Source organism: Streptomyces sp. NPDC001502 (assembly GCF_042894785.1).
Taxonomy (GTDB): Bacteria; Actinomycetota; Actinomycetes; order Streptomycetales; family Streptomycetaceae; genus Streptomyces; species Streptomyces kutzneri.
Map to the genome: position 1 here is coordinate 46,296 of NZ_JBIAVW010000028.1, position 25,304 is coordinate 71,599.

Sequence of the window (25,304 nt, forward strand, 5' to 3'; positions counted from 1 at the left end):
ACGCCTTGCCCGGATGGTGGAATGCAGACACGGCGAGCTTAAACCTCGCTGGCCTTCGGGCCGTGCCGGTTCAAGTCCGGCTCCGGGCACCATCAATGGCACGGCGCCGGCCTGCAGGACCGACCATCCTGGGACTTGACCGTTTCCGGGGGCCGGGAACACGGGGAACACACACGTCGCGAGCGCCTTCCACGAACGGAAAGGCCGAAGCCTTCCGTGACGACGTCGACGAGGCGCAGACCCGCCGGGCCGGAGGAAGGGCGAGAGGTACGCCGCGGCCGGGCGCACGCCCGGGCGGGTGACCGGGACCCGGGCCGTCTGCGCCGAGCGGGTCCGGTCCGTTCGGCGTACGGAGGTCCTCCGCGAGACGCCCCCTTTATTTACTGCGCTCCGCCGTGGCCTCTCCTAAGATCCTCCTCCAGCAGTAGGGTGCTTTTTTTGCGAGCGCATTACTCTTGAGGCAAGGCCGCGCTCGGTGGCCACGGAGGAGTGAGATGAGGAGCAGTAACCCGGTCTTCTCGCGACGGGGGTTCAGCCGCGACAACGGTGGCTACGCGGGCTTTGACGCGCAGCCGCAGCAGGCCGGGACCAACCCGTACGCGTCGAACCCGTACGCGGCCGACCCGACCACCGGCATGCCCCAGGCCCCGGCCCGCGCCAACGTGATGACCATGGACGACGTCGTGAGCCGTTCGGCCATGACGCTCGGCACGCTCATCGTGACGGCGACCCTCGCCTGGGTGGCGCTTCCGGTCGACCCGGACAACCTCGGCATGTCCTACGGCATCGCCATCGGCGCAGGCCTCATCGCCTTCGTCTTCGCGATGATCCAGTCCTTCAAGAGCAAGCCCGTCCCGGGCCTGATCCTGGCCTACGCGGCGTTCGAGGGTGTCTTCCTCGGCGTCATCAGCGCGGCCGTCAGCACGTACCTCGGCCCCGGCGTGGTCATGCAGGCCGTGATGGGCACGATGTGCGTCTTCGCCGCCGTGCTCTTCGCGTACAAGATGCGCTGGATCCGCGTCACCCGCCGCTTCTACGGCTTCGTGATGGCGGCGACGCTGGGCTTCATCCTGCTCATGCTCGTGAACTCGCTGTTCGCGGTCTTCGGCGGCGGTGACGGCCTCGGCTTCCGCAGCGGCGGCCTCGGCCTGCTGTTCGGCGCCATCGGCGTCATCCTCGGCGCCTGCTTCCTCGCCCTCGACTTCAAGCAGGTCGAGGACGGCATCGCCTACGGTGCCCCGCGCGAGGAGGCCTGGCTGGCGGCCTTCGCCCTCACCATGACCCTGGTCTGGATCTACGTCGAGATGCTGCGCATCTTCTCGATCCTCTCGGGCGACGACTAGCAGGACCCGCGGGCCGGCCAACGGCTCGCGCACGGCATGGGGAAGGCCCCGCGAGCACACCGCTCGCGGGGCCTTCCCGCATCCAGGGTGCGGGAACGGTCGGGTATCGGGGGAGGGGGGCTCAGCCGAACCGGCGTGCGGCTCTGCGCAGGTCGTACTCGTGGATGATCGCCTTGGCCTGGCCGTACGACAGCTCGTGCGCGCCGCGCAGCCAGCTGACCTTCTCCTCGAACCGGACGAGTGAGGGGCCGTCGTCCACGGTGCGGAGCCAGTCGGAGACTTCACGACCGGTGGTCTCGGGGATTCTGTCGATCATGTTGCGGTGTGTCTGCTCGGAGAACTCTACGGACATGGGCGCCTCCGGAGGTATCGCCGTGCTGTTCTCTTCACGCCACCGTGCCGGAGAGTTCGCCCGTTGGCAATGGTGCCCGGGCGGCGCGTAAGGTCGGCCGGGTGCTTGATACTTCGCCCCTGACCGCCGTCGTCGAACGTTTCGCCGACCGGCTGCGGGCCGCGCCGCAGAGCCGCCTGCAGCAGGGCGCTGCCGCCGCCGCGCTGGACCTGGCCCGCGAACTCTCCGTACGGGCCCAGCGGATCGAGACGCCCGGGCAGCAGCCGAAGGAGGTGCCGGACGCCGGCATCTTCGTGGTCGGCGATCAGGTGGCCGTGACCGGGCTGGACCTCGCCGAAGCGCTGCGCGCCGCGGCCCCGGACAGCGCGAAGGCCCCGTCCGAGGTGCTGGACGAGGCCGTGCGGCTGGTGGAGCAGGCGGAGATCAGAGCGATGCGATGACGCGGTCCGCGAGGATGTAGACGTTGCTCTCGGGGTCCTCGGCGTCACCACAGGAGAAGGTCAGCGCGTAGGCGCCGGAGATGCCCGAGCCGCCCAGCAGGACCGGCGCGGTGCCCGAGCGCAGGGCCTCGGCGAGGCGCTCCGCGGTCTCCCGGTGCCCCGGGGTCATGCACAGCGTCGTGCCGTCGGTGAAGACGTACACGTCGAGCGTGCCGAGCGGGCCCGGGCGGACGTCCGCGAGGGCCGTACGGGCCTCCGCGAGCTCCTCCAGGCGGTTCACGGTGCGCTCGTGGTCGGCGCCGGGGTGCGAGGCCTGGACCGGTACGAAGTCGGGGTGCGAGGGGTGGCGCCGGCGCGCGGCGGCCAGCTCGGCCGAATCCTCGGGGTACCCGGGGAGCTCGTCGAGGATCTCCTCGCCGAGTACGGGCTCCAGCCCCACCAGATCGGCCTGCCGGGGCAGGAAGACCGGGCTGTCCTCGCCGAGCCCGGGCAGACCGCCCAGCAGCGAGGGGGCGTCGGCGGCGTCACGGGCCTCCTGCGCGGCCCAGAAGGCCCGCGCCTCGGCCAGCTCGCGCTCGCGCTCCTCGGCGAGGGCTTCGGCCACGGCGGCTCGTATCTCCGCGGCGGGGGACTCCACGGCGCTGCGGGCGTGCGGGACGGTCGTACTGCGGGCGTGGGCCGGCACCGCCAGCTCGGCGCGCAGGGCGGTGACCTGCTTGCGCAGACCGTGGACGGCGTGCAGCGCAGCAGCGCCCACGGCCGTGGCAGCGGCCGTGGTCAGCAACAGGGCAAGAGACATGGCGCTCACTGACTAACTCCTGAGGTGATTCGATCCCCCGACTTCCTACATCAGAGTGTCCCGACCTGGGAATGGCGTGCAGTGCATTACGTCACGAAATGGACAGGGCTTTGGTCACACATGCCGCACCCGTACCAGCCCTGACCTGCATAAACATCGATCCCCCAGGAGATAGGTCACATCCTGGGGGAGATTTGGTCACAGGTCGGCCGCGACCGGGTTAGATCCGGCGTCAGTACGCCGCAAGGGATCCGGCCGGATCCCTTGCGGCGTCTGGGGCCCGCTCTTGATCCAGTTAGCTCAGACGCTCGATCCTGTGGTCGCGCTGATCTTCGCCACCGCTGCGGGCAGGTGCCGCCCCTCGTACCTCGGGACAGCCCCTACCCTCCGCTACGGCTCAGCTCAGACGCTCGATGACCATGGCCATGCCCTGGCCGCCACCCACGCACATCGTCTCGAGACCGAACTGCTTGTCGTGGAACTGCAGGCTGTTGATCAGAGTGCCGGTGATGCGCGCACCGGTCATCCCGAAGGGGTGACCGACGGCGATGGCTCCGCCGTTGACGTTCAGCTTCTCCAGCGGGATCTCCAGGTCCCGGTACGACGGGATGACCTGCGCCGCGAAGGCCTCGTTGATCTCGAAGAGGTCGATGTCGCCGACGGTGAGGCCGGCCCGCTTCAGGGCCTGCTTCGACGCCTCGACCGGGCCCAGGCCCATGATCTCGGGGGAGAGGCCGGTGACACCGGTGGAGACGATCCGGGCCAGCGGGGTCAGGCCCAGCTCGCGGGCCTTGGTGTCGCTCATGATGACCAGCGCCGCGGCGCCGTCGTTCAGCGGGCAGCAGTTGGCGGCCGTGACCAGGCCGTCGGGGCGGAAGACGGGCTTGAGGCCCTGCACGCCCTCCAGGGTCACGCCGGCGCGCGGGCCGTCGTCCCCGGAGACGACCGTGCCGTCCGGGGTGGTGACCGGGGTGATCTCACGGGCCCAGAAGCCGTTCTTGACGGCCTCTTCCGCGAGGTTCTGCGAGCGGACGCCGAACTCGTCCATGTCCTGGCGGGTCACGCCCTTGATGCGGGCCAGGTTCTCGGCGGTCTGGCCCATCGCGATGTACGCGTCCGGGACCAGGCCGTCCTCGCGCGGGTCGTGCCAGCCGGAGCCGGTCGACTCGGCGACGGCCGCCGTACGGGCCTCGGCCTCGCCGAAGAGCGGGTTGTGGGTGTCGGGCCAGGAGTCCGAGTTGCCCTTGGCGAACCGCGACACCATCTCGACGCCGGCCGAGATGAAGACGTCGCCCTCGCCCGCCTTGATGGCGTGCAGGGCCATGCGGGAGGTCTGCAGCGAGGAGGAGCAGTAGCGGGTGATGGTGGTGCCGGGCAGGAAGTCCATGCCCATCTGCACGGCCACGATGCGGGCCAGGTTGTTGCCCTGCTCGCCGCCCGGCAGGCCGCAGCCCAGCATCAGGTCGTCGATCTCGCGCGGGTCCAGGCCGGGCACCTTGGCCAGGGCGGCCTGGATGATCGTCGCGGTCAGGTCGTCCGGCCGCACGTCCTTGAGGGACCCCTTGAAGGCGCGCCCGATGGGGGAGCGGGCGGTGGAAACGATGACGGCTTCGGGCATCGGGACTCCAAGGGTGTGTTGCGGCTCTGAGCGGGACCGCAAGCGAAGTTACCGCCCCGTACGGTCCAGGTCACCGGCCGGGGCGTGTGACACGGGCCGCACTCGCCCCGCGGGGCGCCGCCCGCGGGGGGTGTCTTGCCGACCAGTCCGGGCTCGCGCCTGGTCGACAAGACGCCCCCTCGGGCTCTCAGGGCACCACCGGCTCGGCCGGGTCCGTGGCCGGCACCCGCCGCCGGCGGCGGTGCTTGAGCAGCACCCAGGGGCCGCGGGCGGCCGTGACCTCCGTACCCGCCTGGCCCGCCGCGGCCGACGCGGCCTTCGCCACCGGCAGCATGTCCTCGTCCCGGGACACGTCCAGCCGGTCCGACTCCGGCCACAGGCCCAGTGTCGCGCACAGGGTCGGCAGCACGGCCATGGCAGCGGTCGCGTACCCCTCGGCCGACGGGTGGTAGGAGTCCGGGCCGAACATCTCGCGCGGGTTCGCGGCGAACTCCGGGCCCAGCAGGTCCCCCATGGAGACCGTACGGGCGCCCAGCGCGACCACTCCTATGGTCTGCGCGGCGGCCAGCTGGCGCGAGACCCGGCGCGCCAGCCAGCGCAGCGGCTGGTAGACCGGCTCGATCGTGCCCAGGTCCGGGCAGGTGCCCACGACGACCTCCGAGCCGGCCAGGCGCAGCCTGCGCACGGCCGAGGTGAGCAGCCGCACCGACTGGGTCGGCGGCATCCGGCGGGTCACGTCGTTCGCGCCGATCATGATCACGCACACGTCCGGGGCCGGCCGGTCCCCGTCCAGCAACAGGCCCACCTGCCGGTCCAGGTCGTCCGACATGGCACCCGACAGGGCCACGTTGCGCAGCTCCACCGGCCGCTCGGCCACCGCCGCCAGCCCGGAGGCCATCAGGGCCGCCGGGGTCTGCCGGGCCCGCCGTACGCCCAGTCCCGCGGCCGTGGAATCGCCCAGCATGCCCAGGCGCAGCGGGCCCGGGCTCTGCTCCGGCCCGCCGAACTCGCTCCCGTACAGCCCGTCGGCCCGCGGTGGCTCCGGCAGCCCGGACCCCACCGCACGCCTGGCGAACTGCATCTCGGCCACCACCAGCCCGACCGCGGCGGCCCCGACCAGTCCGAGTCCGCCTCCGCCGTACGCCGCCCCCGCCGCGATCCGGCGGGCTGTTCTCGCCCTGGACATCCTTCAGGCCACCTCCTCGGTCCTCATTGACCCCTACCTGCCCCGTACGGACGGTCGGCCAATCCCTTTCCGCATACTCTGGCCGGACCTCCCGGAGAACCCGTGGAGTCCCCTCCTTGGAGAACATGGTGCAATTCCACGACTCGATGATCAGCCTCGTCGGCAACACCCCGCTGGTGAAGCTCAACCGTGTGACCGAAGGCCTGCAGGCCACCGTCCTTGCGAAGGTCGAGTACTTCAATCCCGGTGGATCCGTGAAGGACCGGATCGCCGTACGGATGATCGAGGCCGCCGAGCAGAGCGGAGCCCTCAAGCCCGGCGGCACCATCGTGGAGCCGACCAGCGGCAACACGGGTGTAGGACTCGCCATCGTGGCCCAGCAGAAGGGCTACAAGTGCATCTTCGTCTGCCCTGACAAGGTGTCCATGGACAAGATCAACGTGATGCGCGCGTACGGCGCCGAGGTCGTGGTCTGCCCGACCGCCGTCGACCCCGAGCACCCGGACTCGTACTACAACGTGTCCGACCGCCTCGCGCGCGAGCCCGGCGCTTGGAAGCCCGACCAGTACAGCAACCCGAACAACCCCCGTTCGCACTACGAGACCACCGGTCCCGAGCTGTGGGACCAGACGGACGGGAAGATCACCCACTTCGTCGCGGGCGTCGGCACGGGCGGCACGATCTCCGGTACCGGCAACTACCTCAAGGAGGTCAGCGGCGGGAAGGTCAAGGTCATCGGCGCCGACCCCGAGGGCTCGGTCTACTCCGGCGGCTCCGGCCGTCCGTACCTGGTCGAGGGCGTCGGCGAGGACTTCTGGCCGACCGCCTACGACCCGAACGTCACCGACGAGATCATCGCGGTGTCCGACAAGGACTCCTTCCAGATGACCCGCCGGCTGGCGAAGGAAGAGGGCCTGCTCGTCGGCGGCTCCTGCGGCATGGCCGTCGTGGCCGCGCTCAAGGCCGCCGAGGGCCTGGGCCCGGACGACGTGGTCGTCGTCCTGCTGCCGGACAGCGGCCGCGGCTACCTCAGCAAGATCTTCAGCGACGAGTGGATGGCGGGACACGGCTTCCTGGAGGAGGCCGGTCCCGCCGCGCGCATCGGTGACGTGCTGAACGACAAGGAGGGCGGCATCCCCTCCCTCGTCCACATGCACCCCGAGGAGACCGTCGGCGAGGCCATCGAGGTCCTGCGCGAGTACGGCGTCTCGCAGATGCCGATCGTCAAGCCGGGCGCCGGTCACCCGGACGTGATGGCCGCCGAGGTCATCGGCTCCGTGGTCGAGAAGGAGCTCCTGGCGGCGCTGTTCGCCCAGCGGGCCTCCCTGACCGACCCGCTGGAGAAGCACATGAGCTCCCCGCTGCCGCAGGTCGGCTCCGGCGAGCCGGTGTCCGAGCTGATGGCGGTGCTCGGCGAGGCGGACGCGGCGATCGTGCTGGTCGAGGGCAAGCCCACCGGTGTGGTGAGCCGTCAGGACCTGCTGGCCTTCCTGGCCAAGTCCGCGAAGTAGCCTGCGGCCCGCCCGGGGACGGGGCGCGGGCCACGGCCCGCCTCCCACCCCGGGCACCCGGACCGTGGCGCGGCCTTCGCGCAAACGGTACGGGCATGACACGTGACGGCAGCACCCGCTTAACACGGCTCCGGCACAGTGGTGGTTGTCGGCAGGGGAGCCCGGGAGACCGGAACCCGGCCGGCACCACGGAACGGCGTGTGCGTACCTCCGGAGCGGCTCCCGGACCTCGCGTACGCCACGGACGCGGACGGCCCTGACCCGGCCGTGTCCTTCGCGGGGACCGCCGTCGTCCCGCCCCTCGGGCAACCGAGGGTGCGGCGGTCCCCGCGCAATCCTTTTTTGGGCTCGGTTCGCCTCCGGGGCGCCTTGTGCCGGCTCGTGACGGCGTACGTGCTCGAAAACCGCTCTCCCCCAGCTACCACTGGGGGTGCCCCCGGCTCACGGTTTCCTCCGCGCGTTCGCCCTCACTCCCCGTCGCGCCCCTTCGGCTCACTCGCCCTCGCGGCGGTGGTGGCAGCGGACCCGCGCCCGCCCGACGGGGCCGGTCAGCCCCGGGGATCCTGCGTACCGCGCCGCAGGCGCCGGGCGTGGATGAAGTTCACTCCCACGATCCCCGCCCAGGCGACGATCAGCCCCGGCAGCCGCGCCTGCGCGACGGCGATCGCCGACAGCGGGATCGCCAGGACCAGCGTGATGATCGCGAAGCCGAAGCGTTCGCCGAAATTGCCGTCCCCCAGCGCGGCGGAAGGCGCCCTGCCGTCACCGCGGGCCGCGGACAGGCGCTCCTCCGCGAGCCGGCGCCGGACCTGCGCGTCGACCTTCTCGACGAACGAGTCCACGAGTGCGGCCTCGTACTCCGGACCCAGCTCGCGCCGGGCGTCCATCGTCGCGTCGAATTCCTTCTTCAGCTCTTGGGCGTGCGCGTCCATGCCCCCACCGTAGGAACCCCGGCGGGCTCCGGCACTGGGGCTAGCCCCCGTATCCGGATCGCGGGCACGGCTTGCCCCGCTGCATAACCGCATGCAGAGTGCTCCGTGACTGAATATCTCACCGGGACGGAGGGGACGGGATGAGTGACAGCCCGGCCGCGCGGCTGCAGAAGCTGTTCGAGGGGCACCGGCTGACGCCGACCCAGCGGCGGATCGCGCACTGCATGGTGCGCGGGGCGGCGGAGGTGCCCTTCCTGTCGAGCGTCGAGCTCGCCGAACTGGCCGGGGTGAGCCAGCCCTCGGTGACCCGGTTCGCCGTGGCGCTGGGCTTCGACGGATATCCCGCGCTCCGCCGCCACCTGCGCGAGGTGGCACCCGCCGAGCGGCCCGAGACCGCGCACGAGGACTCGTACAACGAGTACCAGCAGGCCGTCCTGGGCGAGATCGAGAACCTGCGGCAGCTGGCGGCGATGCTCGCCGATCCGTCGCCGGTCCAGGAGGCGGGGCGGCTGCTCGCGGCCTCGACCCCGCTGCTGGTGCTCGGGCTGCGGGCGGCTTCCTCCCAGGCGCGCGGGTTCGCGTACTTCGCGTCGAAGGTCCACCCGGATGTACGGCTCCTCGACGAGGGCGGCTCGATGATGGAGGACCGCATCGACGCGGCGGTCTACGAGGGGGCCTCGGCGCTGCTCTGCTTCGCGCTGCCCCGCCACCCCCGGGAGGTCGTGGACACGCTGGAACGCTCCCGGCGGGCCGGCCTCACCGTGGTCACGGTCGCCGACTCGGCCTTCGCCCCGGTGGCCCGCCACTCGGACCTGCTGATTCCGGCGCAGGTCGGCACCGGGCTGGCCTTCGACACGGCGTGTGCGCCGATGCTGCTGGGCCGGGTGCTGCTGGAGTCGATGGCGGACGCCCTCCCGGACGCGCAGGCCCGCCTGGAGGCCTTCGACGCGCGGGCCGCGGCGCGGGGCCTGTTCGTGGAGTGAGCCTCAGCGGCAGTTGAGCTCCGCCGGCTCGGTGGCGAGGCGGTCGCGCAGCGCCGGGATGCGGGCGAGCAGTGGCAGCAGGGCGTTGCGCGCGGCGCGCAGGACCGGGTTCCGCTGGGAGGTGCCCCCTGGCGGGGCTGAAACGCAGCCCTCCGGCGATTGAGGAGCGGGGTCCGGGGCGGAACCCCCGGGAGGCCCCGCGCAGCGGCTACAGCAGGGCGTCGCGGAAGGCTCCGCCCGCCTCCGCGACGATGGCCGAGACGTCCTGCGCAGGGCGGACGAGGCTGAAGCGGACCTCGCCCGACGCGGTGAGCGTGAAGCCGTGGACCGCAGGGCGGGGCAGGCTGTTGTAGCCGTAGTGGGCCGTGAAGAAGTACGCGCCGGTGTCCGGGACGCCGATCAGGTCGCCGGGGGCGAGCCGCGGCAGCTCGCGCGCGGTGGCCAGCAGGTCCCCCGCGAAGCAGGCCGGGCCCGCGATGTCCTGGGCCACCGGGTCGCCGGTCTTCGGGGCGCCCTTCGCGTCGTAGGGCAGGATCCGCACCGGCCAGGCCGCCGGGGCGTACGCGGTGCGCGTCGCCACCTGGACCCCGGCGTGGGTGAGCGCGATCGGCCGGGACCCGCTGGTCTTGGTGTACTCGACCCGCGCCAGGACCAGGCCGTGCTTGGCCAGCAGGGACCGGCCGAACTCCGTGACCAGGCCGTACGAGCCGTCGAACAGGGCGGGGACCGCCTCGCGCAGGGCGGCCACGTACTGCGCGTGGGTGGGCGTCTCCTCGTCCGAGGCGAAGTTCACCGGCAGGCCGCCGCCGATGTCGAGGGTGTCGACCTGGCGCCGCCCGGCCGCCGCGTTGATCTCCTCGGCGAGCGCGTGCAGGTCCCGTACGCCTTCCGCGATCAGGGCCAGGGGTACGCCCTGGGAGCCCGAGTGGATGTGCAGGCGGGTGAGCCACGGCCGGTCCAGGTAGGCCCGTACGAGCCAGGCGCGGGCGCCGGGGTCGCGCAGGCCGATGCCGAACTTCGAGGTCGCGGTGGCCGTGGACAGGGCGTCGATGGCCCCGGCGCCGGTCTGCGGGTTGATCCGCAGGCCGATCGGAGCCGCGGTCGGCGCGGCCGTCGCCGCGACGAGCGCGTCGAGGCGTTCCAGCTCCTGGGGATTGTCGGCGTTCACGGCGATGCCCAGGGCCAGGGCCTCGCGCAGCTCGGCCGGCGTCTTGGCGGGGGAATCCAGGACGGTCCGGGCCGCGGGGACGCCCGCCGCCCGGGCCAGCGCCAGCTCCCCGGGGCTGGCCACCTCGCAGCCGAGCCCGGCGTCGGCGAGCAGCCGCAGGACCGGGACGAGCGGGGCGGCCTTGACGGCGAAGGCGTGCAGGACGGGGGTGCCGGGCGCGAGGGCGGCCGCGAAGGCGCCGGTCAGGGCGGCGGCGGAGGCCCGGATCCCGGCGACGTCCAGCAGGCAGGCCAGGGGCTCCGCGCCGTCGCCCCCGCCCACGAGGCCCTGCTCGACGGCGGCCCGTACGGCCAGGTCCCGGCGCTCGGCGGCGCTCCCGGCGCCGCCCTCGCCCTCCGCGTGTACAGCCATGCCGGCCATCCCATCATCCGACGGGGCCGACCGCAGCTGTTGACTGAATCTATTCAGGGCGGGAGGATGTGAATAGATTGACCAACATCGGAGGAGGCACCGCCATGTCAGGACCCCGCCCCGTACGTGCCGCGCGAGGCACCGACCTCAGCACCCTGGGATGGCAGCAGGAGGCCGCCCTGCGGATGCTGCAGAACAACCTCGACCCCGAGGTCGCCGAGCACCCCGACAAGCTCGTCGTCTACGGCGGCACCGGCAAGGCCGCCCGCGACTGGCGCTCGTACGACGCGATGGTCCGCACCCTGCAGACCCTCAAGCAGGACGAGACGATGCTGGTCCAGTCCGGCCGCCCGGTCGGCGTGATGCAGACCCACGAGTGGGCGCCGCGCGTCCTGCTCGCCAACTCCAACCTCGTCGGCGACTGGGCCAACTGGGAGGAGTTCCGCCGTCTGGAGCACCTGGGCCTGACCATGTACGGCCAGATGACCGCCGGGTCCTGGATCTACATCGGCACCCAGGGCATCCTCCAGGGCACCTACGAGACCTTCGCGGCCGTCGCGGCGAAGAAGTTCAACGGCACCCTCGCGGGCACCATCACCCTCACCGCCGGCCTCGGCGGCATGGGCGGCGCCCAGCCGCTGGCCGTGACGATGAACGACGGCGTCGCGATCTGCATCGACGTCGACCCGCGCGCCATCGACCGCCGCATCGAGCACCGCTACCTGGACGTCAAGGCCGACAACCTGCGCCACGCCCTCCAGCTGGCCGTCGAAGCCCGCGACGCCCGCAAGCCGCTCTCCATCGGCCTCCTCGGCAACGCCGCCGAGCTGCTCCCGCAGATGCTCGCCGAGGGCGCGCCCATCGACATCGTGACCGACCAGACCTCGGCCCACGACCCGCTCGCGTACCTGCCCGTGGGCGTCGACTTCGACGACATGGCCTCCTACGCCGCCAAGGACCCGGCCGGCTTCACCACCCGCGCCCGCGAGTCCATGGCCAAGCACGTCGAGGCCATGGTCGGCTTCATGGACGCCGGCGCCGAGGTCTTCGACTACGGCAACTCCATCCGCGGCGAGGCCCAGCTGGCCGGCTACGACCGCGCCTTCGCCTTCCCCGGCTTCGTCCCCGCCTACATCCGCCCGCTGTTCTGCGAGGGCAAGGGCCCCTTCCGCTGGGCCGCCCTGTCCGGCGAGGCCTCGGACATCCACAAGACCGACAAGGCCATGCTGGAGCTCTTCCCGGAGAACGAGTCCCTGCACCGCTGGATCAAGATGGCGGGCGAGCGCGTCCACTTCCAGGGCCTGCCCGCGCGCATCTGCTGGCTCGGCTACGGCGAGCGCGACAAGGCCGGCGAGCGCTTCAACGAGATGGTCGCCGACGGCACCCTCGCCGCGCCGCTGGTCATCGGCCGCGACCACCTCGACTGCGGCTCGGTGGCCTCCCCGTACCGCGAGACCGAGGCCATGCTCGACGGCTCCGACGCGATCGCCGACTGGCCGCTGCTCAACGCCATGGTCAACGTGGCCTCCGGCGCCTCCTGGGTCTCCATCCACCACGGCGGCGGCGTCGGCATGGGCCGCTCCATCCACGCGGGCCAGGTCACGGTCGCCGACGGCACCCCGCTCGCCGGCGAGAAGATCCGCCGCGTCCTCACCAACGACCCGGGCATGGGCGTCATCCGTCACGTCGACGCCGGCTACGACATCGCCGAGTCGGTCGCCGGCGAGCGCGGCGTCCGTGTCCCCATGCGTGAGGGCGACGACGCGTGACCTTCCACGACATGTGGGCCGAGCTCGCGCCCATCGGCCGCGACACCGGCACCGGCGGATACCGCAGGTACGCCTGGAGCGGGGCCGACGCCGACTGCCGGACCTGGTTCCAGGAGCAGGCGGAGGCGCGCGGGCTGACGTACGAGACCGACCGCAACGGCAACCAGTGGGCCTGGCTCGGCGACCCCCTCGCGGGGGACGCCGTGGTCACCGGCTCGCACCTGGACTCCGTCCCCGACGGCGGGGCCTTCGACGGCCCCCTCGGGGTGGTGTCCTCCTTCGCGGCCCTGGACGAGCTCCGCAGGAGGGACGCGGAGTTCTCCAGGCCGCTCGCCATCACCAACTTCGGTGACGAGGAAGGCGCCCGCTTCGGGCTCGCCTGCGTCGGCTCCCGGCTCGCCGCCGGGCAGCTGACCAAGGACAAGGCGTACGAGCTGCGCGACGCCGAGGGCATCTCCCTGCCCCAGGCCATGGAGGCCGCCGGATACGACCCCGAGGCCATCGGGGCCGACCCCGAACGCCTCGGCCGCATCGGCGCCTTCGTCGAGCTGCACGTGGAACAGGGCCGCGCCCTGGACCTCTCCGGGGACCGGGTCGGCATCGCCTCCGCGATCTGGCCGCACGGCCGCTGGCGGTTCGACTTCCGCGGCGAGGCCAACCACGCCGGCACCACCCGGCTGGTCGACCGCCGCGACCCGATGCTCACGTACGCGGCGACCGTCCTGGCCGCCCGTACCGAGGCGGCCCTCGCCGGGGCCGTCGCCACCTTCGGGAAGATCTCGGTCGAGCCCAACGGGGTCAACGCCATCCCCTCGCTCGTGCGCGGCTGGCTGGACTCCCGGGCCGCCGACCAGGCCACCCTCGACACGGTCGTGACCGCCATCGAGAAGGCCGCCCGCGAGCGCGCCGACCAGGACGGCATCGACCTCGGCATAGTCCGGGAGTCCTTCACCCCGGTCGTCGAGTTCGAGCACGCCCTGCGCGACGAGATGAACCGGATCCTGGGCGGTTCGGTCCCCGTCCTCGGGACCGGGGCGGGACACGACGCCGGAATCCTCTCCGCCGCCGTCCCGACCGCCATGCTGTTCGTACGGAACCCCACCGGCGTCTCCCACTCCCCGCGGGAGTTCGCCGCCGAGGACGACTGCGTGGCCGGCGTCCTCGCCCTCGCCGACGTACTGGAAGGCCTGGCATGTCGTTGACGACGTACTGGCTGGAGCACGCCTGGCTCGGCACCCACGTCGAGCCGGGCGTCGCCCTGGAGGTCACGGCCGACGGCCGGATCGGCGCCCTGCGCACCGGGGCCGAGACCCCGCCGCCCGGCGCCGAGGTGCTGCGCGGCCTCACCCTCCCCGGGCTGGCCAACGCGCACAGCCACGCCTTCCACCGGGCCCTGCGAGGCACGGTCCAGGTCGGCTCCGGCACCTTCTGGACCTGGCGCGACCTGATGTACAAGGTCGCCCAGAACCTCACCCCCGACAGCTACTTCGCGCTCGCCCGCGCCGTCTACGCCGAGATGGCGCTGGCCGGCATCACCAACGTCGGCGAGTTCCACTACGTCCACCACGCGCCCGGCGGCGCCGTGTACGCCGACCCGAACGCGATGGGCGAGGCCCTGATCGAGGCCGCCGCCGCGGCCGGCATCCGGATCACGCTCCTGGACACCGCGTACCTGTCCTCGGGCTTCGGCGAGGCCCCCGACACCCACCAGCTGCGCTTCTCCGACGGCACCGCCGAGGCCTGGGCCGAGCGCGCGAGTGCACTCAAGCCCCGCGAGCACGCCCTGATCGGCGCCGCGATCCACTCGGTCCGCGCGGTCCCCGCAGCCGAACTGGCCACCGTGGCCGGCTGGGCCGAGGAGCGCCGGGCGCCCCTGCACGTCCACCTCTCGGAGCAGACCGCGGAGAACGACGCCTGCCAGGCCGCCCACGGACGCACGCCGACCCAGCTGCTGGCCGACCACGGCGTGCTCGGCCCGCGCACCACCGGCGTCCACAACACGCACCTCACCGACACGGACATCGCCCTCCTCGGCGGGACCACCACCGGCACCTGCATGTGCCCCACCACCGAACGCGACCTCGCGGACGGCATCGGCCCGGCGACCCGGCTCCAGCACGCCGGCAGCCCGCTGTCCCTGGGCAGCGACAGCCACGCCGTGATCGACCTGCTCGAAGAGGCCCGCGCCATGGAGCTCAACGAGCGCCTGCGCAGCCGGACCCGGGGCCACTGGACGGCGAACGCCCTGCTCGCCGCCGCCACCGAGGACGGTCACGCCGCCCTCGGGCGCCCCGACGCGGGCCGCCTGGAGGCGGGCGCGCTCGCGGACTTCACCACGATCGCGCTGGACTCCGTCCGCACGGCGGGTCCGCCGGCGCGGCTGGGTGCCGAGACGGCGGTGTTCGCCGCCACCGCCTCGGACGTCCGCCACACGGTGGTCGGCGGCCGCCACGTGGTCCGCGACGGCTACCACACCCTGGTCGGGGACGTACCGTCCGCCCTGGCCGCATCGATCGCCGCCGTCCGCCGCTGACCGTTTCCTGGGGCTCCGCCCCAGACCCCGCGCCTCAAACTCCCCCAGCTACCGCTGGGAGGTGCCCCCTGGCGGGGCTGTATTTCAGCCCGTCCGGCGTTTGAGGACCGGGTCCGGGCAGAGCCCGGTGCTCTGAGAGGAACCCCATGACCACCACCGCCATCACCAACATCGGCAGCCTCGTCACCAACGACCCCGCCCTCGGCGACGGCAGCCCCCTCGGCCTCATTCAGGACGCCGCCGTCGTCATCGACGGCGAGACCGTCGCCTGGGTCGGCCCCGCCGGCAAGGCGCCTGCCGCGGACGAGAGCTTCGACGCGCAGGGTCGGGCCGTCATCCCCGGCTTCGTCGACTCCCACTCCCACCTCGTCTTCGCCGGCGACCGCACCCAGGAGTTCAACGCCCGGATGTCGGGCCGCGCCTACTCCGCCGGCGGCATCCGCACCACCGTCGCCGCCACCCGCGCCGCCACCGACGCGGAGCTGGAGGCGGGCCTGGTGCGCCACCTCGACGAGGCCCGGCGCCAGGGCACCACCACCTTCGAGACCAAGTCCGGCTACGGCCTCACCGTCGCCGACGAGGCCCGCGCCCTGCGGATCGCCGCCGCGCACACCGAGGAGGTCACCTACCTCGGCGCGCACATCGTCTCCCCCGACTTCGCCGAGGACCCGGCCGCCTACGTCGACCTCGTCACCGGCGAGATGCTGGCGGCCTGTGCCCCGTACGCCCGCTGGGTGGACGTCTTCTGCGAGAAGGGCGCCTTCGACGGCGACCAGGCCCGCGCGATCCTCACCGCCGGGGCCGCCGCCGGGCTGATCCCCCGCGTGCACGCCAACCAGCTCTCCTACGGGCCCGGCGTCCAACTCGCCGTGGAGCTCCAGGCCGCCTCCGCCGACCACTGCACCCACCTCACCGACGCCGACGTGGACGCCCTCGCGCAGGCCGCCGGCACCACCGTCGCCACCCTGCTGCCCGGCGCCGAGTTCTCCACGCGCGCCCAGTGGCCCGACGCCCGGCGCCTGATCGACGCGGGCGCCACCGTCGCCCTGTCCACGGACTGCAACCCCGGCTCCTCCTACACGAGTTCGATGCCGTTCTGCATCGCGCTCGCCGTCCGCGACATGCGGATGACCCCCGACGAGGCCCTCTGGTCGGCCACCGCCGGCGGCGCCCGCGCCCTGCGCCGCGACGACATCGGCCGCGTGGCCCCGGGGGCCCGCGCCGACCTGGCCCTGCTGGACGCCCCGAGCCATGTCCACCTCGCCTACCGGCCGGGCGTACCGCTCGTTTCCGGGGTCTGGCAGCGGGGCCGCCGCGTGCACTGACGAACGGTCAATCCCGGGTTGTCCTTTGTCTTCCCTCCGTAAGCCCCCGGGCTTACCTTGAGCCACCGATCTGATGTGTCGTCAGTTTTCTGTGGCCCGAGGGGAAGACGAAGGTGTCCGACCGCAAACGCTCCACCGCGCTCGCGCTGGCCTCCGCGCTGGCCGGATCGGCGGTGCTGTTCACCGCCCCCGCGGCCCATGCCGCCGTCGTCGACGTCGCCTACGACTGCAAGACCCCGATCGGGGACAAGTCGGCGGTGTCGCCCATCGACATCAAGGCCGTCAAGGAGGGCGACGGGTACAAGCTGACGATGTCCTTCCAGAAGGGCGTCTCGTCCAGCCCCATCGAACTCGGCAAGGGCGCGATGAACCCCAGCGCCGTCATCCTCGTCGACGGCGCCGAGAAGGTGTCCGTACCGGTCTCGGGTCCGCCCAACCCCGAGGCCGTGCCCCCGGACACACCCATCAGGATCACCGACCTCTCGGGCACGTACACGCCCAAGAAGAGCGGCAAGGTCACCTTCACCGCCGGGGTGCTCACCATCATGGCGATGAGCACCACGACGACCTGCACCCCCGGCAACAGCCCGAAGCCCTCGCTGGAGCTCGACGTCACGGCCCCCGGCGGCGGCGGGAACACGCAGGCAGGCGCCGACACCACCGGCGACACCCTCCCGCAGACCGGGCCCGCCGATTCCGCCCTGGCCCTCGGCACCCTCGGCGGCACCGTGCTGCTCTCCGGCGCCGTCGGCGTGCTCTGGCTGACCCGGCGCGGCCGGCGGGCCGGGTCCTGAACGGAGCACCCCGGTCATGCCCGTGCTCCCCACCCTGAGGCGCGCCGCCGCCGTCCTCCTGCTTGCCGCCGCCACGCTGTACGCGGCCCCCGCGTGCCCCGCGGCCGCCGACGAACCGGGCTGGACCGCCGAGCCCGCCGCCGGAGCGGCGGCCACCGCCCGCCCGTACTTCTACCTGGCCGGTGCCCCCGGCACCGTGCTGGAGGACCGCCTCGCCCTGGCCAACACCACCGACCGGGAGCGCACCATCACGCTGCGCGGCGCCGACGCCTACAACACGGCCGAGGGCGCCTTCGCGGTCCGCCCGGCGGCACCCGGCACCGGGGCTGCCGGGTCTGCCGACGCCACCGGGGCCGGCTCCTGGATCAGCTTCGGGGCCGCCACCACCGTGAAGGTCCCGCCCCGCACCCGCGCCGTGGTCCCCTTCACCCTCACCGTGCCGCCCGCGTCCCCGCCCGGCGACCACCCCGCCGCCGTGATCGCCACCGAGGGCGGCCACGAGGTCGGGGTACGGGTCCACCTGCGGGTCGGCGGCCCCGCCCTGGCCGCCCTCACGGTCGAGGACGTCGCCGTACGGGGCCGGGGCCCGGCCACCGTCATCGCCTACACCCTCGTCAACCGCGGCAACGTGGCCCTCGCCCCCGAGCTCCGGATCCGCGCCGAGGCCCTCGTCGGCGAGGTGTCCGGCCCGCCCCGCGGCCGCACCCTGCCGGTCGAACTGCTGCCCGGCCAGCGGGTGGAGCTCACCGAGCCCTGGCCCGGCGCCCCGGCCTTCGACCGGGTCCGCGTCACCCTCACCGTGACCGCCCCCGGCGGCGCCCGCGCGGTGGCCACCGGCTCGCGCTGGCTCGTCCCCCGGGGCCTGGCCGGCTGGACCGGGGCCGGCCTGCTCGGCCTCGGCGCGGCCACCGCCGCCGCGCTGTACCTCGTACGCCGTCGGCGGCCCGTACCCGGACCGGGCCCGGGGACGGCGCCGGACGCGCCGTCCGCGGCCGGACCGACGACCCCTGCACCGCACCACGAACTGACGGGAGCCGCCAGGTGAGAAGAGTCGGAGCCCTGCTGGCCGCGGGGCTGGCGGTGTGCGCCCTCGCCCTGTTCCCCACGGGCCCGGCGGCCGCCGCCGAGGGCAAGCCGGCCGTGGCGCTCTCGCTCCAGGAGGCCGCCACGGGCACCGGGATCACGGTCACCGGTACCGGCTGGCCGGCCAGGACGCTGGTGATGCTGCTGGTCTGCGGCCAGAACATGATCGGCGGCACCAACAGCTGCGCCAACGCCGACGGCGCCGCCGTCTCGGTCGCCGCCGACGGGAGCTTCACCGCCCAGCTGCCCGTGGTGGCACCGCCCAAGCCGTGCCCCTGCATCGTCAACGTCACCTCCGTCAACGGCGACCAGTCCACCGTCGCGACCCCCCTGAAGATCAACGGCCACCCGGTCGCCGAGCTGCCCGCCGAATCCGGCACGGCCCGCCTCGCGATGCTCACCGGGGTCCGGCTGGAGGGCGAGGACGGGGTACTGACCTGGTTCGGCGCCCCTCCCTCCCGGAAGTTCAAGGTCACCGTCGGCAATCTCGGCCCGGTCCCGGTCAAGGACCCGGTCTTCCAGCTGGGCACCGCCCACGGGGTGTTCGCCCCGCTGTGGGAGGAGGCCCGCTGGAAGGGCACCATCCCGCCCGGCGGCAAGGCGGAGATCGCGCTCGACGCGGGCCTCGCCGCGGGCGCCCACGGGGACTACACGATCTCCCTCAAGTACGGCGAGACCGTGCTGGCCACGCAGCCCTGGGGCGTGGACCGCCCGTACGGGGTGCTGCTCTTCTGGGGCCTGCTCCTGCTGGTGATCCCCGCCGCGGTCTTCCGCATCGGCATGGCGGTCGTCGACCGGGTGCGGCCGAGCTCCGCGCCCGCCGCCGGCCGCCACCGCGGTACGCGTCCCCTGGATACGACCGCTGCCGCGGCCGCTGCGGCGGCCTCCGCCGTGACGGCCCGGCTGCCGCGGATCGCGGCCCTGCGGCCCCCTGAGCCGGCCCCGGGATCCGACCGCCCGGAGCAGTCCCCCCAGACCACCACGGCGGTCCTGCCGTGGTTCACCCCGGACAGCGCGCCGGGCACAGCACCACAGGCGTCCGCACCGTCTGAGAACCGTTCGACGACGAAGGGACATTCGTGAATACCCAACGGAGGGTGAGCACGGCCGTGATCGCGCTGCTGCTCGGCGGCGCCGGTATCGCCATCGGAGCCACTCCCGCCCAGGCCGCGGAGACCAAGTTCAACGTCAAGTGCGTTCCCCCGGCCGGGGGCGGCAGTCCGGTGGAGGGGGAGACCACCGCCAAGGTCACCGCCCCCGCCTCGGCGAAGGTCGGCGACGAGGTCGACGTGTCCTGGGAGACGGTGAAGCCGGCCTCGAACAACACGGACCTGATGGACATCCCGCAGGACGCGGTCCAGCCCACCGGCTGGATCACCGTGAGCGGAGGTGGCGGTGAGCTGAAGGTCGTCGGGGAGAAGAAGAACCCGCCGATCCCGAAGAAGGCGCCCATGGTGATGTCCGTGATGAAGGGCAAGCTGAAGCTCACCAAGGCCGGGAAGATCACGCTGACCCCCGGCAAGTACGACGTGGCCGTCACCTTCTCCTTCGGCACGTTCGTCACCAAGTGCGCCCCGACCGGCAGCGTGGGCGTCGGCGCCACCATCGACGTGGCGGCCGGCTCCAGCGGCGGTACGACGACCGGTGGCACCACCACGGGAGGCTCCACGACCACGGGCGGTTCCACGACCACCGGCGGCTCGACGACCACCTCGGGCGGATCGGCCTCGGGCGGCTCCGCCTCCGGCGGCGGGGGCGGCCAGACCGACTTCCCCGGCAAGGCGGTCGAGGTGGCCTTCGACTGCGGGCCGGTCGTCCCGGGGGGCATCAAGACCCCGGTCACGATCAACGCGAAGAAGAACGGCGGCAGCTACGACCTGACGGTCAAGACCGCCAAGGGCGCGATGGCGGCGCCCATGGCCCTGCCCGCGGGGGCGCTCAAGCCCTCGATGGACGTGAAGCTCGGCGGGGCGGACAGCGGCACGGTCAAGGTCTCCGGCCCGGCCAACGCGGAGCCGATCCCGGACAAGGCCCCGGTCAGCCTCAGCGACATGACCGGCACCTACAAACCCGGCAAGAGCGGCAAGGTGACGCTCAGCCCGGACCAGCTGACGATCGACGTCACGATGGCCCCCGGCGCCACCCCGATCAACGTCCCCTGCAAGGCGACGAGCAGCGGGGTCTCGCTGGAACTGGACACCGCCGCGCAGCCGGGCGGCTCCGGTTCCTCCACGGCGTCCGGCAGCGGCACCTCGGGCGGCCTCGCCGAGACCGGGGCGGAGGACGAGGGCGGCATCAAGGCCCTGGCCCTGGTCGCCGGCACGGTGATCCTGCTCGGCGGCGCGGTGTTCACCTTCACCCCGTGGCGCCGCCTGCGCGGCACCCGCTGACACGCGAACGGCCCGGCACACCTTCCGGTGTGCCGGGCCGTTCCGTGGGACGGGACGCGAACGCGTCAGTTCATGTCGCCCATCAGCTGGTCGACCTTCTTGCGGTACATGAAGATCGCGAGACCGGCGAGTACGGCGGCGACCGCCTGGAAGAGGATGACGCCGACGCCGTTCAGCTGTACGTCGGCCAGACCCATCAGACCGGTGATGCAGTCACCGGCGGTGACGGCCAGGAACCAGACGCCCATCATCTGGGAGCCGTACTTCTGCGGCGCCATCTTCGTGGTGACCGACAGGCCGACCGGGGAGAGGCACAGCTCGGCGAGGGTGTGCATCAGGAAGATGAGCACCAGCCACCACATGGTGACCTTGGTGTCGTTGCCGGCGGTCTGGCTCAGCGGCAGGGCGAAGACGAAGAACGAGGCACCGACGATGACCAGGGCCACCGAGAACTTCACGATGGTGCTGGGCTCGCGGTTGCGGCGGGCCATGGCCACCCACGCGGCGGCGAAGATCGGCGCCAGGATCACCACGAAGAGCGGGTTCAGCGACTGGAAGATGACGGTCGGGACTTCCCAGCCGAACAGGGCGCGCTCGGAGTTCTTGTCACCGAAGAGCGAGAGCGTCGAACCGCCCTGGTCGTAGATCATCCAGAACACGGCGGCGGCCACGAAGAACCAGATGTAGGCGCTCATCCGGGTCTGCTCGACGGTGGACAGGTCCTTGTCCCGCTTGATGCGGACGAGGACGGCGACCGGGATGATCAGACCGGCGATGGTGATCGGGTACAGCGCCCACTTGATGGTGAACATGTCCGCCGCGACCACGGCGCCGTAGAAGACGGCGACGACGGCCAGGACGGCGAGGGCCTTGACGATCACGGCCTTGCGCTCGGACGCGGACAGCGGGTTCGGGACGACGCTGCTCTGCGGGCTCAGGGTGCGGCCGGCGAGCAGGTAGACCACCAGGCCGACGGCCATGCCGACGGCAGCCAGCGCGAAGCCGAGGTGCCAGTTCACGAGCTCGCCGACCATGCCGATGCCGATCGGGGCGAGAAGGGCACCGACGTTGATGCCGATGTAGAAGATCGTGAAGCCGCTGTCACGGCGCGGGTCGTCCACGCCCCGGTACAGGTGGCCGACCATCGTGGAGATGTTGGCCTTCAGCAGACCGGAGCCGATCGCGACCAGCAGCAGACCGACGAAGAAAGCGATCTGGCCGGGCATCGCGAGCGCCACGTGGCCCGCCATGATCACGACACCGGCGATGGCGACCGTCTTGCGGGCGCCCCAGACGCGGTCACCGAACCAGCCGCCGGGCATGGCCATGAGGTAGACCATGGCCACGTAGACGGAGTAGATCGCCGTGGCCGTCGCGGCGGTGAAGCCGAGGCCACCACCCTGGCTGTCGGTCGCGGCGTCGACGCCGCCGGAGACCAAGTACAGAACGAGAAGCGCACGCATGCCGTAGTAGGAGAAGCGCTCCCACATCTCGGTCATGAACAGCGTGGCCAGGCCGATCGGGTGGCCGAGGACGGTCTTCTCGTAAGCGGGGCTCGGAGAAGCCGTCGTCAGGCTGGAAGCCATGGTCGATCCTTGCTTGCTCGGGACGCATCGGCTTCGTGAGCTCATCCGCGCCCGGTGGGGGGTGGCCGGCACCGGCGGACGGATCTCCCACCCCACGCCTCGGGGTCCGCCCCACGGGGGTGGGGGCGGCAGGACATCCGTAACCGGGATCCACGCCCTCGCGCGCAGTCATCACGCGAGGGCCCGGCCAACAGGTCATTCACTGTCGTCAAGACGGGCCGGGCCCGCCCTTGAGAGGGCGGTCCGTCCGGTTCAGGACAGAAATAGAGACCTTCGTGCTGCTTTTCGGCACAAAGGTCCCTGAGGTATTGCATCAGGCGTCTCGCCACCATACGACACGACACTGCGGCATATGAAAGGACTTGAGAGATGGATCACAAGGCGCGCCGGGAACCGTTCGACCATATTCGAAGGCGCTTAGTAGTTCATAAGCCCAGATAGAGAGGGGTCTGCCCGCAGGCCTCTGGTTTCAGCCGCCGCGGACTACCATCACCCACATGACGCGTGTACTGCTCGCCGAGGACGACGCATCCATCTCGGAGCCCCTGGCCCGCGCCCTGCGCCGGGAAGGGTACGAGGTCGAGGTCCGGGAGGACGGCCCCACCGCCCTGGACGCGGGACTGCAGGGCGGCGTCGACCTCGTCGTCCTCGACCTGGGACTGCCGGGTATGGACGGCCTGGAGGTCGCCCGCCGGCTGCGCGCCGAGGGCCACGGCTTCCCGATCCTGGTCCTCACCGCCCGGGCGGACGAGGTCGACACGGTCGTCGGCCTGGACGCCGGCGCCGACGACTACGTGACCAAGCCCTTCCGCCTGGCCGAACTGCTCGCCCGGGTCCGGGCCCTGCTCCGGCGCGGTGCCACCGAGGCCCTCCAGCCCCCCGCCACCCACGGCGTGCGGATCGACGTCGAATCGCACCGGGCCTGGATGGGGGAGGAGGAGCTCCAGCTCACGGCCAAGGAGTTCGACCTGCTGCGGGTCCTGGTCCGCGACGCGGGCCGGGTCGTCACCCGCGACCAGCTCATGCGCGAGGTCTGGGACACCACCTGGTGGTCCTCCACCAAGACCCTCGACATGCACATCTCCTGGCTGCGCAAGAAGCTGGGGGACGACGCCGCCAACCCCCGCTACATCGCCACCGTGCGCGGCGTCGGTTTCCGCTTCGAGAAGAGCTGACCGCCTCCCGCGGCCTCACCTGGGGCATGCTCTAGGGCATGCGCCGCCGCCTCATCAACTCCACGCTCGCCGTGGTGCTCGTCGTGATCGCCGTCTTCGGGGTCTCCCTCGTCATCGTGGAGACCCGGACCATCACCAGCAGCGCCCAGGACCGCATCGAGTCCGAGGCGCTGCGGCTCGTGGGCATCGTCGAGGCGAACGTCCTGGAGAAGAAACCGATCGACCCCCTGGCCCTCGGCGAGCAGCTGGACGCCGGCCACCACGCGCGGATCACCGTCCCCGGCCAGCCGGCCGTGGACGTGGGCGCCCCGATCCCCGACAGTGTGATCCGCGGCACCGCCCGCGGGGAGCAGGGCGAGGTCGTGGTCGTCGAGGAGTCCCGCTCCACCGTGACCCGCGAGGTCGGGCGGACCCTGGCCGTGGTCGGCGCGGTGGCCCTGCTGGCCGTCGTGGCGGCCGTCCTGCTCGCCGTACGGCAGGCCAACCGGCTGGCCTCCCCGCTCACCGACCTGGCCGAGACGGCGGAGCGGCTCGGATCGGGCGACCCGCGGCCCCGGCACAAGCGGTACGGGGTCCCCGAGCTGGACCGGGTCGCGGACGTGCTGGACTCCAGCGCCGAGCGGATCGGCCGGATGCTGACGGCCGAGCGGCGCCTGGCCGCGGACGCCTCCCACCAGCTGCGCACCCCGCTCACCGCGCTCTCCATGCGGCTGGAGGAGATCACCGTCACCGACGACCTGGCGACCGTCCGGGAGGAGGCGACGATCGCCCTGACCCAGGTGGAGCGGCTCACGGACGTGGTGCAGCGGCTGCTCACGAACTCGCGGGACCCGCGGACGGGCTCGGCGGTCCCCTTCGACCTGGACGAGGTCGTCAAGCAGCAGGTCGAGGAGTGGCGGCCGGCCTACCGCAGTGCGGGCCGGGCCATCGTGCGCTCCGGACGGCAGGGCGTACGGGCCGTCGGCACCCCGGGCGCGGTCTCGCAGGTACTGGCCACCCTGGTGGAGAACGCCCTGATGCACGGCGGCGGCACGGTCGCGCTGCGCACCCGGGTGATCGGCAACCAGGCGGTGCTGGAGGTCACGGACGAGGGACCGGGCGTCCCGCCGGACCTCGGCAACCGGATCTTCGAGCGGGCCATCAGCGGCCGCAACTCCACCGGGATCGGCCTCGCGGTGGCCCGGGACCTCGCGGAGGCGGACGGCGGACGCCTGGAGCTGCTCCAGACGCAGCCGCCGGTGTTCGCGCTGTTCCTCAGCCGGACGGCGCCGGAGCCGGCCGAACCGCAGACCACGGTCCGCTAGCGGACCCGAGCACCCCTAGTTGTTCGCGGGCGCCGGCTCGGGCACCGGATCCGGCCTGCGGTCCGGCTTCGGCAGGGGCGCCGGCTCCGGCATCGGCTCGGCCGGCTCGGCCGGCGCGGGCAGGGCCTTGAAGACCCAGGTCCGGTACGACCAGAAGCGGAACACCGTGGCGGTCCCGATGCCGATGAACTTGAACACGTTGCTGGCGACCGGGCCGTCCCAGCCGAACCCGTAGGTGGCGGTGTAGAGCACACCGCTCTCGATGACCAGGCCGATGCCGCTGAACACGGCGAACAGGACGAGCTCGCGGGTGCGGCCGCTCTTGGCGCGGTCCCGGTAGGTGAAGTAGCGGAAGCCGATGTAGTTCGTGGCGATGGCCACGACGGTGGCTATCACGCTCGCGCGCACCACCTGCAGGTCGGTGGTGTTGCGGATCAGGTTGAAGACGCCCAGGTTGACCAGGACACCCAGACCGCCGACCGCCCCGAACTTGGCCACCTCTCGTACGAGGCCGCGTACACGTTCGACGACAGATCCGCCAGGCGTGCTCATCAGTAGGTCAGTCCTGTCGGTCACCGCCCGCTTACGGGGCGTCCGGTGTT

Annotated in this window: 22 protein-coding genes and 1 tRNA gene; 15 read left to right on the plus strand and 8 right to left on the minus strand. The window is 72.4% G+C overall.

The features are described from left to right. Positions 1-7: 7 nt before the first annotated feature. Positions 8-92: transfer RNA gene (locus tag ACFY0D_RS34635), tRNA-Leu, on the plus strand. Between the two features lie 402 nt (positions 93-494). Next, complete coding sequence (locus ACFY0D_RS34640) at positions 495-1,343, plus strand: Bax inhibitor-1/YccA family protein (protein WP_390801885.1); 849 nt, start codon at positions 495-497, stop codon at positions 1,341-1,343. Between the two features lie 121 nt (positions 1,344-1,464). Here the strand turns inward: ACFY0D_RS34640 and ACFY0D_RS34645 are convergent, their stop codons facing one another. Continuing rightward, the gene (locus ACFY0D_RS34645; protein WP_390801886.1) at positions 1,465-1,695 is read right to left on the minus strand and encodes a DUF4287 domain-containing protein; all 231 of its coding nucleotides are present in this window, start codon (positions 1,693-1,695) and stop codon (positions 1,465-1,467) included. A 101-nt stretch (positions 1,696-1,796) separates the two neighbouring features. Here ACFY0D_RS34645 and ACFY0D_RS34650 point away from each other — a divergent pair, with 101 nt between their 5' ends. Then, a complete protein-coding gene (locus ACFY0D_RS34650) occupies positions 1,797-2,135 on the plus strand; it encodes a hypothetical protein (RefSeq protein WP_390801887.1) in 339 nt (112 codons plus the stop codon). Here ACFY0D_RS34650 and ACFY0D_RS34655 read toward each other — a convergent pair. The 3 genes from ACFY0D_RS34655 to ACFY0D_RS34665 form a co-directional block, all read right to left on the minus strand. Further along, positions 2,119-2,934: a hypothetical protein gene (locus ACFY0D_RS34655; protein ID WP_390801925.1), complete on the minus strand. Its 816-nt coding sequence runs from the start codon at positions 2,932-2,934 to the stop codon at positions 2,119-2,121. The two genes, ACFY0D_RS34650 and ACFY0D_RS34655, sit on opposite strands and share 17 nt — an antisense overlap. Before the next feature lie 397 nt (positions 2,935-3,331). Beyond that, positions 3,332-4,552, minus strand: a complete 1,221-nt coding sequence (locus ACFY0D_RS34660) for an acetyl-CoA C-acetyltransferase (protein WP_390801888.1) — start codon at positions 4,550-4,552, stop codon at positions 3,332-3,334. Between the two features lie 187 nt (positions 4,553-4,739). Beyond that, positions 4,740-5,738 (minus strand): SGNH/GDSL hydrolase family protein, encoded by a 999-nt coding sequence (locus tag ACFY0D_RS34665; protein ID WP_382549648.1) that lies wholly within the window; start codon positions 5,736-5,738, stop codon positions 4,740-4,742. A gap of 128 nt (positions 5,739-5,866) precedes the next feature. Between ACFY0D_RS34665 and ACFY0D_RS34670 the strand changes: the two genes are divergently transcribed. After that, the gene (locus ACFY0D_RS34670) at positions 5,867-7,249 is read left to right on the plus strand and encodes a cystathionine beta-synthase (protein ID WP_030016498.1); all 1,383 of its coding nucleotides are present in this window, start codon (positions 5,867-5,869) and stop codon (positions 7,247-7,249) included. Between the two features lie 548 nt (positions 7,250-7,797). On the opposite strand, the gene ACFY0D_RS34675 is transcribed toward ACFY0D_RS34670, so the two are convergent. Beyond that, on the minus strand, positions 7,798-8,181 hold the full coding sequence (locus ACFY0D_RS34675) for a hypothetical protein (RefSeq protein WP_390801889.1): 384 nt from the start codon (positions 8,179-8,181) through the stop codon (positions 7,798-7,800). Positions 8,182-8,321: 140 nt separating this feature from the next. On the opposite strand from ACFY0D_RS34675, the gene ACFY0D_RS34680 reads away from it, so the two are divergent. After that, positions 8,322-9,164 (plus strand): MurR/RpiR family transcriptional regulator, encoded by an 843-nt coding sequence (locus tag ACFY0D_RS34680; RefSeq protein ID WP_390801890.1) that lies wholly within the window; start codon positions 8,322-8,324, stop codon positions 9,162-9,164. A 208-nt stretch (positions 9,165-9,372) separates the two neighbouring features. Here the strand turns inward: ACFY0D_RS34680 and ACFY0D_RS34685 are convergent, their stop codons facing one another. After that, the gene (locus ACFY0D_RS34685; protein WP_390801891.1) at positions 9,373-10,743 is read right to left on the minus strand and encodes a diaminopimelate decarboxylase; all 1,371 of its coding nucleotides are present in this window, start codon (positions 10,741-10,743) and stop codon (positions 9,373-9,375) included. 104 nt (positions 10,744-10,847) lie between these two features. Between ACFY0D_RS34685 and hutU the strand changes: the two genes are divergently transcribed. The 8 genes from hutU (at position 10,848) to ACFY0D_RS34725 (ending at position 20,637) form a co-directional block, all read left to right on the plus strand. Then, positions 10,848-12,512 carry a urocanate hydratase gene (gene hutU, locus ACFY0D_RS34690; RefSeq protein WP_390801892.1) on the plus strand — a complete coding sequence of 555 codons (1,665 nt, stop codon included), beginning with the start codon at positions 10,848-10,850 and terminating at the stop codon, positions 12,510-12,512. Between the two features lie 11 nt (positions 12,513-12,523). Beyond that, entirely contained in the window at positions 12,524-13,714 is a 1,191-nt protein-coding gene (locus ACFY0D_RS34695) for an allantoate amidohydrolase (protein WP_390801926.1), read from the plus strand. Beyond that, the gene (locus ACFY0D_RS34700) at positions 13,705-15,045 is read left to right on the plus strand and encodes a formimidoylglutamate deiminase (RefSeq protein WP_390801893.1); all 1,341 of its coding nucleotides are present in this window, start codon (positions 13,705-13,707) and stop codon (positions 15,043-15,045) included. Before ACFY0D_RS34695 ends, ACFY0D_RS34700 begins: the two co-directional genes overlap by 10 nt. A gap of 146 nt (positions 15,046-15,191) precedes the next feature. Then, positions 15,192-16,370 (plus strand): imidazolonepropionase, encoded by a 1,179-nt coding sequence (gene hutI / locus ACFY0D_RS34705; protein WP_390801894.1) that lies wholly within the window; start codon positions 15,192-15,194, stop codon positions 16,368-16,370. A gap of 113 nt (positions 16,371-16,483) precedes the next feature. Further along, positions 16,484-17,164 carry an LPXTG cell wall anchor domain-containing protein gene (locus tag ACFY0D_RS34710; protein WP_390801895.1) on the plus strand — a complete coding sequence of 227 codons (681 nt, stop codon included), beginning with the start codon at positions 16,484-16,486 and terminating at the stop codon, positions 17,162-17,164. Positions 17,165-17,180: 16 nt separating this feature from the next. Beyond that, positions 17,181-18,209: a hypothetical protein gene (locus tag ACFY0D_RS34715; protein ID WP_390801896.1), complete on the plus strand. Its 1,029-nt coding sequence runs from the start codon at positions 17,181-17,183 to the stop codon at positions 18,207-18,209. Next, complete coding sequence (locus tag ACFY0D_RS34720) at positions 18,206-19,330, plus strand: hypothetical protein (RefSeq protein WP_390801897.1); 1,125 nt, start codon at positions 18,206-18,208, stop codon at positions 19,328-19,330. The genes ACFY0D_RS34715 and ACFY0D_RS34720 overlap by 4 nt, the downstream gene beginning before the upstream one ends. Positions 19,331-19,344: 14 nt before the next feature. After that, positions 19,345-20,637 (plus strand): hypothetical protein, encoded by a 1,293-nt coding sequence (locus tag ACFY0D_RS34725; protein WP_390801898.1) that lies wholly within the window; start codon positions 19,345-19,347, stop codon positions 20,635-20,637. Between the two features lie 65 nt (positions 20,638-20,702). Here the strand turns inward: ACFY0D_RS34725 and ACFY0D_RS34730 are convergent, their stop codons facing one another. Further along, entirely contained in the window at positions 20,703-22,223 is a 1,521-nt protein-coding gene (locus ACFY0D_RS34730) for a peptide MFS transporter (protein ID WP_390801899.1), read from the minus strand. A gap of 497 nt (positions 22,224-22,720) precedes the next feature. Between ACFY0D_RS34730 and ACFY0D_RS34735 the strand changes: the two genes are divergently transcribed. Beyond that, on the plus strand, positions 22,721-23,398 hold the full coding sequence (locus tag ACFY0D_RS34735) for a response regulator transcription factor (protein WP_030724697.1): 678 nt from the start codon (positions 22,721-22,723) through the stop codon (positions 23,396-23,398). Between the two features lie 38 nt (positions 23,399-23,436). Beyond that, positions 23,437-24,702 (plus strand): ATP-binding protein, encoded by a 1,266-nt coding sequence (locus ACFY0D_RS34740; RefSeq protein WP_390801900.1) that lies wholly within the window; start codon positions 23,437-23,439, stop codon positions 24,700-24,702. 15 nt (positions 24,703-24,717) lie between these two features. On the opposite strand, the gene ACFY0D_RS34745 is transcribed toward ACFY0D_RS34740, so the two are convergent. Then, positions 24,718-25,254: a GtrA family protein gene (locus tag ACFY0D_RS34745; protein WP_390801901.1), complete on the minus strand. Its 537-nt coding sequence runs from the start codon at positions 25,252-25,254 to the stop codon at positions 24,718-24,720. Positions 25,255-25,304 lie beyond the last annotated feature (50 nt).